The following is a 16,847-nucleotide window of genomic DNA, read 5'->3' on the forward strand; positions in this document are numbered from 1 at the left end:
CATCTCCAAGGTAAGTGTCACACCCACTGATCGCGTGAACTTCTCCGGAACTCCCCCTTGACGCGGCGCTCCGCCACGCGCATCCTTAACACATCCCTTCTAGAACGAAATGGTTATGAATGACCGACCAGCTGAGCGCCGTGTTCGCCGCGCTAGCCGACCCCACTCGGCGGGCGATCCTGCGGCGGCTGCGCGAGGGCGACGCGAACGTGGCCGAACTGGCCGCGCCGTTCGCGATGTCGCAGCCCGCGGTCTCCCGGCACCTCAAGGTGCTGGAGGCCGCCGGGTTGATCTCCCGCAGCCGCCGGGCCACCGCCCGCCTCAGCCACCTGGAGGCAACACCGTTGCGTGACGCCACCACCTGGTTGGCCGACTACCGCGAGTACTGGGAGGAGAGCCACAACCGGCTCGACGAGCTGCTCGCGCGGCTACAGGACACCGACAACCCCGGAGAGGAAGACCCATCATGAGCGAGACCGTGATCACCGCGGAGCCCGGCAGCCCCTACATCACCATCTCCCGCGACTTCGACGCCCCCGCGGCGCTGCTGCTGCGCGCCTACACCGAGCCCGACCTGGTCGCCCAGTGGCTGGGCCCGCGCCGGTTGACCATGAAGGTCGACCACTGGGACGCGCACGGCTACCGCTACCTGCACGTCGACGCGGACGGCAGCGAGTACGCCTTCCGGGGCGTCTTCCACGGCACACCGTCGCTCGAGGACGGCCTCGTGCAGACCTTCGAGTTCGAGGGCGCCCCCGGCGAGATCGCCCTGGAGCGCGTGCGGTTCGAGGAGAAGGACGGCAGGACGACCGTGCGCAGCGTCTCGGTCGGGTTCTCCGTCGAGGGCCGCGACGCGATGATCGCCAGCGGCATGGAGCACGGCATCCGCGACTCCTACGACCGGCTGGCAGAGCTGCTCGCCAAGCTGTGAGCGTCCTGCGCGCGGGGCCGGTTCCCCCGGCCCCGCGCGGGTAGCCTCGACGCATGCCGTCGCAGGAAGACCTGACGAACCCCAACTACCTCCTGGTGACCACCCGCAAGCGGGACGGCTCCACGGTCCCCACCCCGGTGTGGGTCGTCCGCGAGGGGGCCGACCTGGTCATCTGGACCGTCCGCGACTCCGGCAAGGTCAAGCGGATCCGCAACGACCCCCGGGTGACCGTCGCGCCGTGCGACGCCCGCGGCAACCCCACCGGCCCGGCGTCCCCCGCCACCGCCCGCCTGCTCGACGACGCCGAGTCCGACCGGGGCCGCAAGCGGATCCAGCGCAAGTACGGCGCCATGGGCTGGCTGGTCGTCCAGGGCAGCAGGCTGCGCCGGGGCACAACCGGCACGATCTGCGTCGCCATCACCCCGGACGCGCCGGAAGAACATTCCTGACCTGCGACAACCGTCGTGTCCAATCGATTGTGGACACCAATCCGAACACCGCCGCCCACCATTCGGGAATGGACGAATAGTGGACGAACACGGACCACCGGTGGGAGTTCTCCCGGAATCGGTGGACAATCGCGCACGCCTGTGGCAAGGTCCCCACTCGTCGACCGGGCACTCCCGGTTTGGTGAATCCCCCTCCCCAGCCGGTTTACCGTGAGGTGCGCGACCCGTGACGAGCATCTTCATCAACTACCGCACGTCCGACGTCGGGTACGCGCCGAACGCCGTGCGCGGCGGGCTGGCCGCGCACTTCGGCGCCGAGCACGTGTTCCTCGCGGCGCGGTCGATCCCGCTCGGCGCGGCCTGGCCGCCCGCCCTGCTCGACGCGGCGGCGGGGTGCCGGGTGTTGTTGGCACTGCTGGGTTCCCGGTGGTCGAGCGCGACCACCGACACCGGTGACCGCTGCCTCGACGACCCCGACGACCTCGTCCGCGCGGAGATCCGCGCGGCGCTGGACCACAGCCGCGTCGTGGTGCCCGTGCTGTTCGACGACGCGCCGAACCCCGCCGACCGGCCGCTCCCCGGCGATATCGCCGCGCTCGCGCGCAGCCAGGCATTCCGGGTCCACCGCCGCAGCATGGAACACGATATAGACGCCCTCGCCAAGCGGCTGCGCGCGGAAAACCCCGATCTGCCGCGCCCCGCGGAATCGGTCACAACGCACACCGAAACGCGGTTCGGCGCGGTCACCGGCCGGGTCGACAAGCTGTTCCAGATAGGCCAGATGACCGTGAACGGCGACTTCAACGCCTGATCGGACCTGACGCGGAATGCGCACCGACACCACTCCGGCCGACACCGACCCCGACCCGCTCGCGGCCGAACCCGCACCGCCCGAGGCCGAGGACGGACCCCCGCCGCCGTCGTCGCGGGCCGAGGCGCTGGAGCAGCTGGGGACCGACCCCGCCGAGCGGCGGGATTCCCTGCGCTCCGACCGGATCCTGACCCGCGGACTGGACCGGATCGCCGCCCCGGGCGGGCGGATCACCGTCTTCCAGGGCGACATCCAGGTCATGGGCGACCTGGTCACCGGCGGCAAACCGGGCGGGCGCCGGTACGCGCCGCGCAGCACGCCCGTCGGCCCCGCCGAGCTCGACGACCACACCGGCTGCTTCGTCCCACCCGACGGCTTCGACGACGTGACCGCGACCCTGCGCGCGCGGCACCTGGTGATCGTCTCCGGGCCGCGCCGCACCGGCCGCTACAGCACCGCGCTCGCCGCGCTGGTCCACGAGACCGGTCCCGAACCGCGGGTTTCCCGGCTGCACGGCCGGGTGCTGGGCAACCTGGCGTGGCGGGTGCCCCAGCCGGGCACCGGGTTCGTGGTGGTCGACGACGACAACGCGGCCGACGCCATCACCGACGCCTGGCTCACCCGCACCGCCGAGGAACTGCGCGAGGCGGGCAGTCACCTCGTGGTGGTCACCGGGCCGGTGCGCGGTGCGCTCGCCACGGCGACCCACCGCGGCACCTACGTGGTGGAGCACCTGCCGCCCGACCCGGTCGAGGTGCTGCGGGCACGGCTCGTCCGAGCCGCGCCGCACTGGTCCGCCGAGTCGCTGGACGACCTGGTGACCCGCCGCGAGCTGCTGGACCCGTTGATCGAGCGCGGCACCCCCGGGTTCGCCGCGCGGGTCGCCGAGCGGCTGGCCCAGGGGGTGCGCTACGACGAGGACCTGGCCCCGGTCATCGCCGCGCTGCGCGACGCCGACGCCCAGGTCGTGGAGTGGCTCAGCGCCGAGCCGGACACCCGGGACCTGGCCTTCACCCTGGCCGCCGCGGTGCTGGAGGAGTCGACCTACCTCACCGTCGCCGACGGCGCCGTGGCGCTGCTCGGCAGGCTCGGCGGCACCGGCGGGCGCGCCCTGCGCTACCAGCGGGAGCTGGTCGCCGAGCACACCTGGATCGAGCTGGTCCGGCCCGATCCGGACGAGCCGCCGGTGGTCCGCTTCCGGCACGGCGACCTGCGGGCGGCGGTGCTGTCGCGGCTCTACTACGAGCTGGACGGCTTGCGCCCCAAGGTGTTGGAGTGGCTCGGCACCCTGGTCGACCACCTCGACGTCGAGGTGCGCACCCGGGCCGCGTTCGCCGCCGGGGTGCTGGCGGCGGGCGACTTCCAGCACGCGCTGCACCGGTACCTGCTGCCGTGGGCGCGGGCGAAGTCGGCGGTGCGCAGGCACAGCGCGACGGTCGCGCTGAACGTGGTCGCCGCGGTCCCCCGGCACACCGCGGCGGTGTGGGCGCTGCTGGAGCAGTGGGCCGCGACCGGTGGGCCGCGGCAGCGCGCCCTGCCCGCCGCAGCGGCGACCGCGGTCGGCGGCCCGATCGGCGACACCGACCCCGACCGCGCGCTGCGCGTGCTGTCCACTGTGGTCACGAGCGGTGACTGGGGGCTGCTCGACCCGGTCGCGGCGGGCGCGCGGCTGCTCGTCGAACGCGGTCACGACCGGGAGGTGCTGGCCGCCCTGCTGGTGTGGACCGAGGGCAAGAGCGGGGACGACACCACGGTGAAGGCGCTGACGGTGTTCGTCGCGGCGGCGGACGTGCTCACCTCCGCGCGCGGGGAGCCGCTGGTGCCCGCGCTGCTGGCCGGGGCGGCCGACCACCGCGAAGCCCTGGCCCTGCTGTGGCGGCGGGCGCTGGCGGACCAGGAGGTCAAACCGCTGGCCGAGGCCGCGCTGCGGGCGTGGGTGCGGCTGGTCGGCCTGGCACCGGAGCACTACGGCGCGCTGCTGGACGTGCTGGACGAGATAGCGGTCGACGAACACGAGGACCGCGTGTTCCACCTGCTGGAGCGGTGGGCGCGGGAATCGGGTCACCCGGCGGTCGACCTGCACGACGACCTGCTCCAGCGGGCTTGACCGCGACCAGGACACCGAGAAGCGGGGGAACTCACGTGAACACCTACAACCCGATAGTCGAGATCACCGAGCTGTCGTCGGTGCGGCTGCTCACCCCGGTGCGCCCGCCCCGGCTCGGGCGAGCGCTGGTGCTGGAGGACAAGTCCGGGGAGTTGCGCGTGATCAGCCCCGGCGACCGGGTGCCGCGGTCGCGGTTCGGCGGCCACCTGCGCTCGTACCTGGTCGACACCTCGGCCTACGCGCTGCACTTCGCGACCATCCTGCCGTGCGCCGACCCCGCGCACTGGTTCCACGCGAAGGTGTCCTTCAGCTGCCGGGTGGTGGACCCGCTGCCGATCGTGCGGGACGGCCTGCGCGACATGACCGAGGCGCTGAAGCCGTCCCTGGAGGGGCTGCTGCGGCCGATCGGCGGGCAGTTCGACGTGCTGCGGGCGCGGCAGGCCGAGCGGGCGATGAACGAGCGGCTGGCCGTGGCCACCCACGTGGACGCGGTCAACCTGGGCGACCTGGTCGTGCACCTGGCGGCCGCCGACAGCACCGGGTTGGTGGCGGCCCGCGCGCAGATCCGCGTCGACGACGTCCGGCGGGAAGCCGCGCGCAAGGTCGTGGACGGGGGCCGGGACGAGATGCTGGCGCACCACATGGCGCTCAACGGCGGCGACCCGACCGGGTTCCTGGCCGCCGAGGAGGAGTCCGCGGCGCGGCAGGACCGGACCAAGCTGGATTTCCTCGGCATGGTGCTGAAGTCGGACTCGGTCGAGCCGGTCGACCAGAGCCGCGCGATCCACGCGACCGGGCGGGCCCTGCTCGGCGAGGACCCGTCGACCGCGCGGGTGGAGCCGCGCCAGTCGCGCAGGCCGCTGCGCCCGGAACTCGGCGGCACCCGGGAGGCGCCCGCGATCGAAGCGTCCACAGAGGACGATGAGCGGCGTGGCTGAGCGGATCCTCGACGACGGCGCGCGGCAGCCGGACATCGTCCTCACGCCACCACCGCCACCCGCCACCGCGGTCCCGGCACCGCCCGTGCCGCAACGCCCGACTCGGCCCGCGCCGCCACCGCCAGGTCTGCCACCCGCGTCGAGACCGAAGGCGCGCAGGCGTTCCCGGCCGCTTTCCCCGCGTACCAAGCGCAAAGCGCGGAAGGCGGCCTTGTGGGTCGCGGTAGCGGTGGCGCTGTACGTGTTCGGGCCGACCGCGATGGACCGGCTCGCGCACATCCTGCCCGAGCCCGCGACGGCGTCACCGACCGGGAACCCGTGCCCGGCCGAGGCCCGACCGGACGGAGCGGAGGCCACGCTGATCGCGTCGTACACCACGGTGCGGCACACCATCGTGCTGTGCCGCACCGCGTCCGGTCTCCCGTACTACGACGGCCGGTTCACCGACCGGCCGGTGACGAAGGAGAACCACATCAACATCCGCGCCGAGGAGACCCCCGAGGGTTTCCTGGCGGTCAACGGCGACTACTCGTACCGGATCAGCGGCGACTACGTGACGATCACCGGCGGCGGCAAGCGGGAAACCCTCCGGCTCACCAAAACGGGATGAGCGCCCCTAGACGGCGGCGAGGGCTTCCGGCAGCGTAAAGTTCTTGTTGTACAACGCCTTGCCGACGATGGCGCCCTCGACACCGATCGGTGCGAGCGCGGCCAGCGCGCGCAGGTCGTCCACACTGGACACGCCGCCCGAGGCGACGACGGGGGCGTCGGTGGCGGCGCAGACGGCGCGCAGCAGGTCGGCGTTGGGACCCTGGAGGGTGCCGTCCTTGCTGACGTCGGTGACGACGTAGCGGGAGCAGCCGTCGCGGTCGAGGCGGGTGAGGACCTCCCAGAGGTCGCCGCCGTCCTTGGTCCAGCCGCGGGTGGCGACGCGGTGCTCGCCGTCCTTGATGCGCACGTCGAGGCCGACGGCGATGCGCTCACCGTGGGTGGCGATGGCGCGGGCGCACCACTCGGGGTTCTCCAGGGCGGCGGTGCCCAGGTTGACCCGGGCGCACCCGGTGGCCAGCGCGGCGGCCAACGAGTCGTCGTCGCGGATGCCGCCGGAGAGCTCGACCTTGACGTCCAGGGCGCGGACCACCTCGGCGACCAGGTCCTGGTTGCCGCCGCGGCCGAAGGCGGCGTCGAGGTCGACCAGGTGCACCCACTCGGCCCCGTCGTTCTGCCAGGCCAGCGCGGCGTCGAGGGGGGTGCCGTAGGTGGTCTCGGTGCCCTCCTCGCCCTGGGTCAGGCGGACGGCTTGGCCGTAGGCGACGTCGACGGCGGGCAGCAGGTAGAAGCTCACCCGGACAGCCTAAGCGACGCTCGCGAGCCAGTTCTCCAGCAGGTGCGCGCCCGCGTCGCCGGACTTCTCCGGGTGGAACTGGGTGGCCGACAGCGGGCCGTTCTCGGCGGCGGCCACGAAGTCGTCACCGTGCGTGGCCCAGGTCACCAGGGGAGGGATCATCGGCGGTTCGGGGTGCAGCTGCCACTGGCGGGCGGCGTAGGAGTGCACGAAGTAGAAGCGGGTGTCGGGGCCGAGGCCGCCGAAGAGGACCGACTTCTCGGGGGCGTGCACGGTGTTCCAGCCCATGTGCGGCACGACGTCGGCCTCCAGCCGGTCGACCACGCCGGGCCACTCCGCGCAGCCCTCGGTCTCGACGCCGTGCTCGATGCCCCGGTCGAAGAGGATCTGCATGCCGACGCAGATGCCGAGCACCGGGCGCCCGCCCGCGAGCCTGCGGCCGATGATGCGGTCGCCGCGGACGTCCTTGAGCCCCGCCATGCACGCCGCGTAGGCCCCGACCCCGGGCACCACCAGCGCCTCGCACTCGAGCGCGGTCTGGAAGTCACCGGTGACCTCGACCTCGGCCCCCACCCGGCGCAGCGCGCGCTCGGCCGACCGAAGGTTTCCCGACCCGTAATCCAGAACGACGACTCTTGCCACGCCGCTCAGCGTAGTCGGCGGCCTCCGTGATCCAACTGTGACATGCGGCTGTGGTTGAGCGGTGACCCGAGCGGGTACCTACCCCGTGACGAGTATGGGGTCGGGGGACCTGACGGAGGGGCGCCGTGAAGACTCGAAGCCTGGACCGCAGACCGGTCCGCTGGTCGCTGGCGGCGGTCCTGACGGCCGCGGCGGGCGTGCACGGCTACCTGGCCGTCACCGAGTCCGTCATCTGGCCGATCCCCCTGGCCGTCCTGTGGCTGGCGTTCGCCGTCGCCGTCGTCATCCCCGCCGCCGAGGACGTCACCGTGCCCGCCCCCCGCACGGCCCGCGAGGCCTTGGCCCTCACGCAGCAGCAGCCTGAGCCGAGGCCCGCCCACCGACCCGTCCATGCCTGAGCCCCGGGTGTCCACTGGGGAGTGATCGAGCGGACCCGGCCTTCGGCGGAAATCGCTTCCGGGGTGGGCAGGCCGGCTGGTTGACTGAACCGGACATGGAAGACAAGAAGATCATCAGCCTCTCGAAGAGGCTCGCCAAGGTGCTGCGCCACGACCCGGGCAGCGTCGGCGTCACGCTCGACCCGGCGGGCTGGGTGCCCGTCGACGACCTGCTCGCCGCGCTGGCCCGGCACGGCACCCGGATGGACCGGGCGCTGCTCGAGCGGGTCGTGGCGGAGAACAACAAGTCCCGCTACGCCTTCGACGAGACCGGGACCCGCATCCGGGCCAGCCAGGGGCACAGCGTCGAGGTGGAGCTCGGGCTGCCCGAGGCCAGTCCGCCCGAGGTGCTCTACCACGGCACGGTGGCCGCCGTGCTCCCCGCGATCCGGGCGGAGGGTCTGCGGCCGATGCGGCGGCACGCGGTGCACCTGTCAGCGGCCTACGACACGGCGGTCAACGTCGGGGCCCGGCGTGGGAAGCCCGTCGTGCTGAGCGTGCAGGCCGGTCGGATGGCGACCGACGGGCACGTGTTCCACCTCAGTGCGAACGGTGTCTGGCTGTGCGCGCACGTGCCGCCCGGTTACCTCGACCTACCTTGAGGTCGCCGGTAGGCTCGACCAGGTGTCCAAACTGCCCGAAACGCTGACCATCGGCGAGGTGGCCGACCGCAGCGGCGTCCCGCACACGGCCCTGCGCTTCTACGAGGAGCGCGGCCTGATCACCTCCGAGCGCACGGCGGGCAACCAGCGACGCTACCCCCGGGCCGTCCTGCGGCGGCTGGCCTTCATCCGCACCGCCCAGCGCGTCGGGCTCACCCTCGAGGAGATCCACGACGCGCTGGAGACGCTGCCCGAGCGCCGCACCCCGACGAAGGTCGACTGGTCGCGGCTGTCCAAGGCCTGGCGCACCGAACTCGACGCCCGCATCGACTCGCTCCAGCGGCTGCGCGACAACCTGACGTCCTGCATCGGCTGCGGGTGCCTGTCGCTGAAGAGCTGCCTGCTGGTCAACGTCGACGACCGGATGTCCTACTTCGGCCCGGGCGCGCCCCGGCTGAAGGCTGCCACCGAGGGCGGCATCGAGTAGGTCCCGGCCCGGGCCTCTCGACCCGCCCCGCCGCGAAGTCCGCCTTCCGTCCTGGTGCGCGCGGCCTGCCCCGTCCTGGTGCGCCCCGCCCCGTCCTGGCGTGCTTGCGCCCCGCCCAGCCGCACCCACTCTCCCCATCGCGCCACCTCGGCCCACCCCCGTCACCGCGACCACGATGACCAGCCAATACACATTATCTTGATAGCGAATAGTCGCTAGTGGAAAGCAAGCAGCGAAACGGTGGCTCGGGACACCGCGGTGCCCGAGCCATCGCGTCGGATCAGGAGGGGTGGGTCAGGAGGACACGTACCAGGCCACGGCGCCGCCCGCCGCCAGCAGGGCCAGGACCAGCAGGATCCCGGCCATCAGCTTGGCCGTCTTCCACGTCGAGTACACGCCGCCGACGAGGATGCCCGCGAGGGCGATCAGGCCGATGGTCAGCGCTTCCTTCGGCACTTACAGCACGCCCTTCGTCGAGGGGATGCCGCCGATCCGGGGGTCCGGTTCGACGGCCGCGCGCAGGGCGCGGGCGAAGGCCTTGTACTCGGCCTCCGTGATGTGGTGCGGGTCCCGGCCGTGGATCACCCGCAGGTGCAGCGCCAACTGCGCGTGGAAGGCGATGGACTCGAAGACGTGCCGGTTCAGCACCGTGGGGTAGTTGTTGCCCACCACGAAACCCGTCATCACGTCCGGCTCGCCCACGTGCACGCAGTACGGCCGACCCGACGCGTCCACGGCCGCGTGCGCCAGCGTCTCGTCCATCGGGATCCAGGCGTCGCCGAAGCGGCGGATGCCCTTCTTGTCGCCCAGCGCCTCGCGCAGCGCCTGGCCCAGGACGATGGCGACGTCCTCGACCGTGTGGTGCGCGTCGATGTCGACGTCGCCGGTCGCCCGGACCACCAGGTCGAAGGCGCCGTGCGTGCCGAAGGCGGTGAGCATGTGGTCGTAGAACGGGACGCCGGTGGCGATCTCCACCTTGCCGGAGCCGTCGAGGTCGATCTCCACGACCACGGACGACTCGCTGGTGATCCGCTCGACGCGGCCGACTCGGTTGCTCACTGCCCGTTCCCCCATGCTGTGTCGCGCTTCGCCGCGGCGAGGAACGCGTCGTTCTCGGCCGGGGTGCCCACGGTAACCCGCAGGTGCCCCGGGATGCCAACGTCCCGGATCAGCACGCCTTCGTCCAAAAAGGACTGCCAGGCGGCCCGGGGGTCGGCGAAGTGTCCGAAGAGGATGAAGTTGGCGTCGCTCGGCACGACCGCGTACCCCAGCCCGGCAAGCGCTTGCGCCACCCGGTCGCGCTCGGCCGCCAGCGCGTGCACCGACGCCAGCGTCCCCGCGGCGTGCCGCAGCGCCGCGCGCGCCGCGGCCTGGGTCAGCGCCGAGAGGTGGTACGGCAGCCGCACCAGCAGCAGGGCGTCCACGACGGCCGGTGCCGCCGCCAGGTACCCCAGCCGCCCGCCCGCGAACGCGAACGCCTTGCTCATCGTCCGGCTCACGATGACCCGGGTCGGGAACTCGTCGATCAGGCGCACCGCGCTCTCCTGCGGGGAGAACTCCGCGTACGCCTCGTCGACCACCACGATCCCCGGCGCCGCGGCGACCAGCGCGCGCAGGTCGTCGAGCGGGATCGACTGCCCCGTCGGGTTGTTGGGGCTGGTCACGAACACCACGTCCGGCTGCCGCGACGCCAGCACCTCGACGGCGGCCGCGACGTCGAGGGAGAAGTCCGCGCGCCGCGGCGTCGGCGCCCACTCGGTCCGGGTGCCCGCCGCGATGATCGGGTGCATCGAGTACGACGGCTCGAAGCCCAGCGCCGTCCGCCCCGGCCCGCCGAAGGCCTGCAGGATCTGCTGGAGGATCTCGTTGGACCCGTTGGCGGCCCACAGGTTCGCCACCGTCAGCGGCGTGCCAGTCGCGCCGGAGAGGTACGCGGCCAGGTCCGTCCGCAGCGCCACCGCGTCCCGGTCGGGGTAGCGGTGCAGCGTCCCGGCGACCTCCGCGACCGCGGCCGCGATGTCGTCGACCAGCTCGGCGGGCGGCGGGTACGGGTTCTCGTTCGTGTTGAGCTGGTACGGCACGTCCAGCTGCGGCGCGCCATAAGGCGTGCGTCCGCGCAGGTCCTCGCGCAGCGGCAGGTCCGAGAGCACCGCCCGCTCCCCCGGGGCGCTCACGCGCCGTCCCGGAAGCGCGCGGTGACGGCCTGGCCGTGCGCGGGCAGGTCTTCCGCGTTCGCCAGCGCGACGACGTGCCCGGCGACCTCGCGCAGCGCGTCCTCGCTGTAGTCGACGACGTGGATGCCGCGCAGGAACGTCTGCACCGACAGCCCCGACGAGTGCCGCGCGCAGCCGCCGGTCGGCAGGACGTGGTTGGAGCCCGCGCAGTAGTCGCCCAGCGACACCGGCGAGTGCGCGCCGACGAACACCGCGCCCGCGTTGCGGACCCGGGCCGCGACCGCGCGCGCGTCGGCCGTCTGGATCTCCAGGTGCTCGGCCGCGTAGGCGTCCACGACCCGCAGTCCGTCGTCCACAGAGGACACCAGCACGGTGCCGGACTGCTTGCCGGACAACGCCGTCGCGACCCGCTCGCTGTGCTTGGTGGCCGCGACCTGGCGGACCAGCTCGGCGTCGACCGCGTCGGCCAGCTCGACCGAGTCGGTGACCAGGACGCTGGCCGCCAGCGTGTCGTGCTCGGCCTGGCTGATCAGGTCGGCGGCGACGTGCACCGGGTCGGCGGTGGCGTCGGCGAGGATGGCGATCTCGGTCGGCCCGGCCTCGGAGTCGATGCCGATCAGCCCGCGCAGCAGGCGCTTGGCGGCGGTGAGGTAGATGTTGCCCGGTCCGGTGATCATGTCGACCGGGTCGAGCGCGGCGCCGTCGGTGTCGGTGCCGCCATGGGCCAGGATCGCGGCGGCCTGCGCGCCGCCGACGGCCCACACCTCGTCGACGCCGAGCAGCGCGGCGGCGGCCAGGATGCTCGGGTGCGGCCTGCCGCCGAACTCGGCCTGCGGCGGCGAGCACACCACCAGCGACTCGACGCCCGCGGCCTGGGCGGGCACCACGTTCATGACCACGCTCGACGGGTACACCGCGAGCCCGCCCGGCGCGTACAGGCCGACGCGGGCGACCGGCACCCAGCGCTCGGTGACCGTGCCGCCGGGCACGACCTGGGTGGTCTTGTCGACGCGCCGCTGGTCGTCGTGCACCCGCCGGGCCCGCGCGATGGACTCCTCCAGCGCGGCCCGCACCTCGGGGGCCAGCGCGGCGAGCGCGGCGGCCAGCTCGGCCACGGGCACCCGCACGGAGGCGGGCCGGACGCCGTCGAAGCGCTCGGTGTACTCCAGGACGGCCTCGACACCCCGCGCCCGCACGTCGTCCACGATCGGCCGGACCCGATGCAGCACCGCGTCCACGTCGACCTCGGCCCGCGGCAGCGCGGCGCGCAGCTCGGCGGGCGACGGGACGTTCGATCGCAGGTCGGTGCGGGTGAGCATGTGGTCCTTTCCACGGGTGAACCGCACCAGAATATGCGTAGCGCGAATGCGTGGACCGAGGTGGTACCGCAGGTCACAGGTCCGCGACGGCGCCCACCGCGGTGTCGATCTGGGCGTGGGAGACGAAGTAGTGCGGCGAGGCCCGCACCACCTGCGGCAGCGCCCGGCGGGTCATGTCGTAGCGGGTCGAGGGCAGGGAGCTGACCGTCACCGTGACGTCCCGGTCGGCCAGTGCGTCACGTACGTGCTCCGCGGACCGGCCGTCGACGGTGAAGCTGACCAACCCGCAGCGCTGGGCCCCGATGTCCCGCACGGTCACCCCGGGGACCTCGGCGAGCCCCGCCCGCAGCCGCGCCGCCCGGTCGCCGACCGACGCGGCGATCCGATCGACCCCCAGGTCGGACGCGTAGCGGACGGCGGCGAGCAGCCCGAGCCGGTCGGCGACGCTGTGCTCCCACAGCTCCAGCACCCGCGCGTCGGCGCGGAGCTCGACCTCGCGCAACCCCGTCCAGACCGCGCCGCGCAGGTCGACCAGCCGGGGTCGCAGCCGCGCCAGGACGTCCCGCCGCACGGCCAGCACGCCGGTGCCGCGGGGTCCGCGCAGCCACTTGCGGCCGGTCGCGGTGATCATGTCGACGCCGGTGCCCGCCAGCGAGAGGGGCAGCTGGCCGAACGACTGGCACGCGTCGAGCAGCACGAGCGCCCCGACCCCGTGCGCGGCGGCGGCGACCTCGGCGACCGGGTTGACCAGGCCGCCGTTGGTGGGCACGTGCACGAGCGAGACGAGCCTGACCCGCTCGTCGAGCGCGCCGCGCAGCGCGTCGAGGTCGATCGAACCGTCCGGTCCGGAAGGGACGGGTTCGACGCTGAAGCCCGCCTGGTCGGCCACGCGCAGCAACGGGATGGCGTTGCCGCCGTACTCGGCCTCGGTGGTGAGCACGCGGTCGCCGGGGCCGAGCGGGATCGCGTCGAGCAGGGACAGCCAGGAGCGGGTGGCGCTGTCGGTGAACGCGACCTCGTCGGGGGCGCAGCCGAGGAAGTCGGCGAGCAGGCCGTACCCGGCCTCCAGGTCGTCGCGCCGCTCGGCGGCGGCCCGGTAGCCGCCGATCTCGGCCTCGCGCCGCAGGTGCCCGACCACGGCGTCCACCACGGCCGACGGCGGCAGCGACGACCCGGCGCTGTCCAGGAACACCCGCCCGGCGGCGGGGGTGTCGCCCTGGGCCGCGGCGGCGTCGATCAGTTGGGCGTCCAGGCTTGCAGGTTCCACCACGGCCCCCAGGTGTAGTCGGTGCCCGCGGCGTCGACCACGGGCTGGTATCCGTTCCAGTTCTCGCGCATGACGTAGCTATGGTCGGGCGCGGCGAGCACGACCATGGTCGGCGCGGTCGCGTACGCCCGTTCCAGCGCGCGGAACGCGACGGCGCGCTGGGCCGGGTCGGTGGTGGCGCGGGCGGCGTCGAGGTTGGCGGCGATGGTGCCGCCCGCCGGGTGCAGCAAGGGGTGCAGCGCGGGGTCGGGGTCGAACGGGTCGCCGAAGGCGACCAGGTGGGGCGTGGCGGGGTCGACCTCGGCGGTCGGGTTCGCGGTGACCTCGACGCCGACCTTCTTGGCCGTGGCGGCGAACGCGGCGACCAGGTCGCGGGAGGTGACGTCGGCGACGCGGTAGCCGACGGCGACCGCGGCCCGCTCCCCCGCCTTGGCGCGGATCCCGTCGGCGCCCGCGACCCAGCCCGCGGCGTCGAGGACGGTGGCGGCGCGGGCGGGGTCGTAGCCGATGTCGGCGCCGGGCTCGACGAACTCGGCGAGGGTCGGCGGCACCGGCAGCGACGCGGGCTTGCCCTTGCCCGCCAGGACCTGCTCGACCAGGTCCTGGCGGTCGACGGCGAGGTTGAGGGCGAGGCGCACGGCCGGGTCGGCGGTGGGCCCGGTGGCCGCGAAGGTGACCGCGCGCAGGTCGGCGCTGCTGTGGTTGACCACGGCGAGGCCGTCGGTCTTGGCGAAGTCGGCGGCCAGCCGGGCGGGCAGCGCGGTGCCGTCGAGCTTGCCGTCGCGCAGGCGCTGGGCGCGGACCTCGTCGTCGGGGATGAACTCGACGGTGACGGTGGTGATGGCGGGGCGGGTGCCGAAGTAGGCCTTGTTGGCGGTGAGCACCAGGCGCTTGCCCCGCTGCCAGTCGGACACCTGGTAGGGGCCGGTGCCGACGAGCTTGTCCGGGGTGCCCGCCGAGGGGATGCCGAGGACGAGCAGGTCGGGGAAGTAGGCGCACGGGGTGTTCAGGTCGAAGCGGACGGTGGCCTGGTCGACGGCCTTGACCCCGTCGAGCATCCAGAACCGCGCCTTGAGCGGCGAGTCGGCGATGACCCGCTGGTAGGCGGCGACGACGTCGGCCGAGTCGAAGGCGCTGCCGTCGGTGTAGGAGACGTCGGTGCGCAGCCGCGCGGTCCACGACTTCCCGTCGGCCGACGGGACGGGCAGCCCCGTGGCCAACGCGGGCCGCAGCGTGCCGACCGGCTGGTGCTCGACCAGCCCGTCGAAGACCTTGGCCGCGCCGTTGAGCGCGTACCCGCGCACCGGGTCGAGGCTCGCGGGCTCCTGGGCGACACCGATGACCAGCGAGGTCCCGGCCGGGTCCCCGGACGCGGGCGGTGGCGGGTCGGCCGTGCAGGCGAGCGCCAGCCCGAGAACCGCCACCAGGCAGAGGACGACACCGGTTCGACGCGGCAGGATCGGCACGAGACCCGACAGTAGTGGATGACGAGGGAGCGACCGTGCGAGTAGCGCTGTGTCAGATCAGTTCCACCCCGGACCCCGCGGCCAACCTCGACCTGGTCCGCGCGGGCGCCCGCGACGCGGCGGACCGCGGCGCGGCGGTGGCGCTGTTCCCGGAGGCGACGATGGCCTCGTTCAGCGTTCCGCTGGGGCCGCTGGCGGAACCGCTGGACGGGCCGTGGGCCTCGGCGGTGCGGGAGATCGCGGAGGAGACGGGGGTGCTGGTCGTCGCGGGCATGTTCACCCCCGCGGAGGATGGCCGGGTCTACAACACGCTGCTGGCGACGGGGCGGGGCCAGCACGTCGGGTACCGGAAGATCCACCTGTTCGACGCGTTCGGCTTCGCGGAGTCGCGGACGGTCGCGGCGGGGTCGTCGCCGGTGACGGTGACGGTGGACGGGCTGACGCTGGGGTTGGCGACTTGCTACGACGTGCGGTTCCCGGAGCTGTTCCGGGCGTTGGCGGACGCGGGGGCGGTGGGGGTGCTGCTGGGGGCGTCGTGGGGGGCGGGGCCGGGGAAGCGGGAGCAGTGGGAGTTGCTGGTGCGGGCCCGGGCGTTGGATTCGACGTCGTGGGTGTTGGCGGCGGGGCAGGCGGATCCTGGGCCGGTGGCGGGGAACACGCCGTTGGGGATCGGGTACAGCACGGTGGCCGGGCCGAAGGGGGAGGTCGTGGCGCAGCTGGCGGGTGCGCCGGGGGTGGTTGTGGTGGACATCGACGCGGAGACGGTCGAGGAGACGCGGAAGGTGATCCCGGTGTTGGCCAACCGGCGGCTGTGAGGGCCTGGTCGTGGCTTGCCTGGTGCGCGCACCAGGCAAGCCACGACCACCGTCGCATCGCTCGTCCACCAAGAGTCGGGAACGCGCCCCCGCCCTTCCCTTGGGGTGGTCTGCCCCGCTCCAGCCTATCGGCACCGGGCCGCATCGGAAGGGACGCCGAAGTCCTGTGGACCGGCTCGGCCTATGTGGACAACTCGCGGTCGTGCCGAGAACCGCGCGCGGGCCGGGGAGAGACCTTGGGCAGTGCAGCGGCCAGCGCGGTGGTGGGTCGGCGGGGCGAGAACAGCTTGGCCGGACGAGGTTGCCGAAGTCCGCCAACCTTCGGGGTCGGCGTGGTGGGTGGGCGCATGCGGTTTGGTCGGGTGGGGGAGTTGTGAGGTCGCGGGGTTGAGCGGGCGAGAGCAGCTTGGCCGGGTCGAGCGGGGCCGACAACGTCGGGCACTCTGCGGCAGGTAAGCGATCCACGAGATCGGCGCCAACACGCCCGACTTCGCCGGTGCCGCGCGACCTCCACACCGGCAGGCTCGAACACCACCCCGTCCAGGGACAGCGCGAGAACATGTCCGACGAGTGGCCGGCAAACTTTTTGCACACCCCGCCCAGACCCAGGACAGCCCCCGCCCTCCTCTTGGGGGGGACAGCCCTGCTCCAGTCCATCGACGCTGGGGCAGCGGGGAAGGGCAGGCGAAATCCTGTTGATGGGATCGGGAGCGCTATTCATACGGCCTACCAGCCGAGTCGATAGAACTCGAGCGTTGTAATGATCCGAATGATCGCGGGGAACTCCCGATAGGGCCCTCCGTATCGGCTGGAGATCATTTTCCAGTGTGTGAGGTGGGCGATGCATCATTCGACCGCAGCTCGTCTGGCCGAGTGGTTGTGGTTGTGGTCGATGTCGCCGGGCGAGGAGTCGCCTCGACACGGTTTCTGGATGGGCGCGATCACGCCCGGGCCGCGATAGGCCTTGTCGCCGAGTATGTCGTGGTCGGCGAGGGTGTCCTCCCAGCTGGTGATCGTGAATGCTCTTCGGTCGTGGGTGATCCCTTGGTTGGCATGG

At 73.1% G+C, this 16,847-nt stretch carries 19 protein-coding genes; 11 read left to right on the forward strand and 8 right to left on the reverse strand.

Features of this window, described 5'->3' with window-relative positions; genetic code table 11:
- Positions 1-119: 119 nt before the first annotated feature.
- The 7 genes from V5P93_RS27045 (at position 120) to V5P93_RS27075 (ending at position 5,846) form a co-directional block, all read left to right on the forward strand.
- Entirely contained in the window at positions 120-470 is a 351-nt protein-coding gene (locus V5P93_RS27045; RefSeq protein ID WP_104479683.1) for a helix-turn-helix transcriptional regulator, read from the forward strand.
- Positions 467-931 (forward strand): SRPBCC family protein, encoded by a 465-nt coding sequence (locus V5P93_RS27050; protein WP_104479682.1) that lies wholly within the window; start codon positions 467-469, stop codon positions 929-931. Before V5P93_RS27045 ends, V5P93_RS27050 begins: the two co-directional genes overlap by 4 nt.
- A 53-nt stretch (positions 932-984) precedes the next feature.
- Positions 985-1,380, forward strand: coding sequence for a PPOX class F420-dependent oxidoreductase (locus tag V5P93_RS27055; protein ID WP_104479681.1), 396 nt, complete (start codon positions 985-987; stop codon positions 1,378-1,380).
- A gap of 226 nt (positions 1,381-1,606) precedes the next feature.
- Complete coding sequence (locus tag V5P93_RS27060) at positions 1,607-2,191, forward strand: TIR domain-containing protein (protein ID WP_104479680.1); 585 nt, start codon at positions 1,607-1,609, stop codon at positions 2,189-2,191.
- A 16-nt stretch (positions 2,192-2,207) separates the two neighbouring features.
- Complete coding sequence (locus tag V5P93_RS27065; protein WP_104479679.1) at positions 2,208-4,298, forward strand: hypothetical protein; 2,091 nt, start codon at positions 2,208-2,210, stop codon at positions 4,296-4,298.
- 35 nt (positions 4,299-4,333) lie between these two features.
- On the forward strand, positions 4,334-5,236 hold the full coding sequence (locus tag V5P93_RS27070; RefSeq protein WP_104479678.1) for a hypothetical protein: 903 nt from the start codon (positions 4,334-4,336) through the stop codon (positions 5,234-5,236).
- Positions 5,229-5,846, forward strand: a complete 618-nt coding sequence (locus V5P93_RS27075; protein WP_146108047.1) for a hypothetical protein — start codon at positions 5,229-5,231, stop codon at positions 5,844-5,846. The genes V5P93_RS27070 and V5P93_RS27075 overlap by 8 nt, the downstream gene beginning before the upstream one ends.
- 6 nt (positions 5,847-5,852) lie before the next feature.
- Here the strand turns inward: V5P93_RS27075 and priA are convergent, their stop codons facing one another.
- Together priA and hisH are read right to left on the reverse strand one after the other, a co-directional pair.
- Positions 5,853-6,581 carry a bifunctional 1-(5-phosphoribosyl)-5-((5-phosphoribosylamino)methylideneamino)imidazole-4-carboxamide isomerase/phosphoribosylanthranilate isomerase PriA gene (gene priA / locus V5P93_RS27080; RefSeq protein WP_104479676.1) on the reverse strand — a complete coding sequence of 243 codons (729 nt, stop codon included), beginning with the start codon at positions 6,579-6,581 and terminating at the stop codon, positions 5,853-5,855.
- A 9-nt stretch (positions 6,582-6,590) separates the two neighbouring features.
- Complete coding sequence (hisH, locus tag V5P93_RS27085) at positions 6,591-7,223, reverse strand: imidazole glycerol phosphate synthase subunit HisH (RefSeq protein WP_104479675.1); 633 nt, start codon at positions 7,221-7,223, stop codon at positions 6,591-6,593.
- 125 nt (positions 7,224-7,348) lie between these two features.
- On the opposite strand from hisH, the gene V5P93_RS27090 reads away from it, so the two are divergent.
- The 3 genes from V5P93_RS27090 (at position 7,349) to soxR (ending at position 8,749) form a co-directional block, all read left to right on the forward strand.
- Positions 7,349-7,621, forward strand: a complete 273-nt coding sequence (locus tag V5P93_RS27090) for a hypothetical protein (RefSeq protein WP_104479674.1) — start codon at positions 7,349-7,351, stop codon at positions 7,619-7,621.
- Positions 7,622-7,716: 95 nt separating this feature from the next.
- On the forward strand, positions 7,717-8,262 hold the full coding sequence (locus tag V5P93_RS27095; RefSeq protein ID WP_104479673.1) for an RNA 2'-phosphotransferase: 546 nt from the start codon (positions 7,717-7,719) through the stop codon (positions 8,260-8,262).
- 22 nt (positions 8,263-8,284) lie between these two features.
- Positions 8,285-8,749, forward strand: a complete 465-nt coding sequence (gene soxR / locus V5P93_RS27100; protein WP_104479672.1) for a redox-sensitive transcriptional activator SoxR — start codon at positions 8,285-8,287, stop codon at positions 8,747-8,749.
- 294 nt (positions 8,750-9,043) lie between these two features.
- Here soxR and V5P93_RS27105 read toward each other — a convergent pair whose 3' ends face one another.
- The 6 genes from V5P93_RS27105 to V5P93_RS27130 all read right to left on the reverse strand — a co-directional run bounded on the left by V5P93_RS27105 (position 9,044) and on the right by V5P93_RS27130 (position 14,975).
- Complete coding sequence (locus V5P93_RS27105) at positions 9,044-9,205, reverse strand: hypothetical protein (protein ID WP_181043530.1); 162 nt, start codon at positions 9,203-9,205, stop codon at positions 9,044-9,046.
- Positions 9,206-9,808: an imidazoleglycerol-phosphate dehydratase HisB gene (gene hisB, locus V5P93_RS27110; RefSeq protein ID WP_374065090.1), complete on the reverse strand. Its 603-nt coding sequence runs from the start codon at positions 9,806-9,808 to the stop codon at positions 9,206-9,208.
- On the reverse strand, positions 9,805-10,923 hold the full coding sequence (locus V5P93_RS27115) for a histidinol-phosphate transaminase (RefSeq protein WP_104479670.1): 1,119 nt from the start codon (positions 10,921-10,923) through the stop codon (positions 9,805-9,807). The genes hisB and V5P93_RS27115 overlap by 4 nt, the downstream gene beginning before the upstream one ends.
- Positions 10,920-12,242: a histidinol dehydrogenase gene (gene hisD / locus V5P93_RS27120; protein ID WP_104479669.1), complete on the reverse strand. Its 1,323-nt coding sequence runs from the start codon at positions 12,240-12,242 to the stop codon at positions 10,920-10,922. The genes V5P93_RS27115 and hisD overlap by 4 nt, the downstream gene beginning before the upstream one ends.
- 73 nt (positions 12,243-12,315) lie before the next feature.
- A complete protein-coding gene (locus V5P93_RS27125; protein ID WP_104479668.1) occupies positions 12,316-13,512 on the reverse strand; it encodes an aminotransferase class V-fold PLP-dependent enzyme in 1,197 nt (398 codons plus the stop codon).
- The gene (locus V5P93_RS27130; protein WP_181043529.1) at positions 13,479-14,975 is read right to left on the reverse strand and encodes an ABC transporter substrate-binding protein; all 1,497 of its coding nucleotides are present in this window, start codon (positions 14,973-14,975) and stop codon (positions 13,479-13,481) included. The genes V5P93_RS27125 and V5P93_RS27130 overlap by 34 nt, the downstream gene beginning before the upstream one ends.
- Positions 14,976-15,010: 35 nt before the next feature.
- Between V5P93_RS27130 and V5P93_RS27135 the strand changes: the two genes are divergently transcribed.
- Positions 15,011-15,790, forward strand: coding sequence for a carbon-nitrogen hydrolase family protein (locus V5P93_RS27135; protein ID WP_374065091.1), 780 nt, complete (start codon positions 15,011-15,013; stop codon positions 15,788-15,790).
- The last annotated feature ends 1,057 nt before the right edge of the window (positions 15,791-16,847 follow it).

The sequence above is a fragment of the Actinokineospora auranticolor genome, assembly GCF_041897805.1.
Lineage (GTDB): Bacteria > Actinomycetota > Actinomycetes > Mycobacteriales > Pseudonocardiaceae > Actinokineospora > Actinokineospora auranticolor.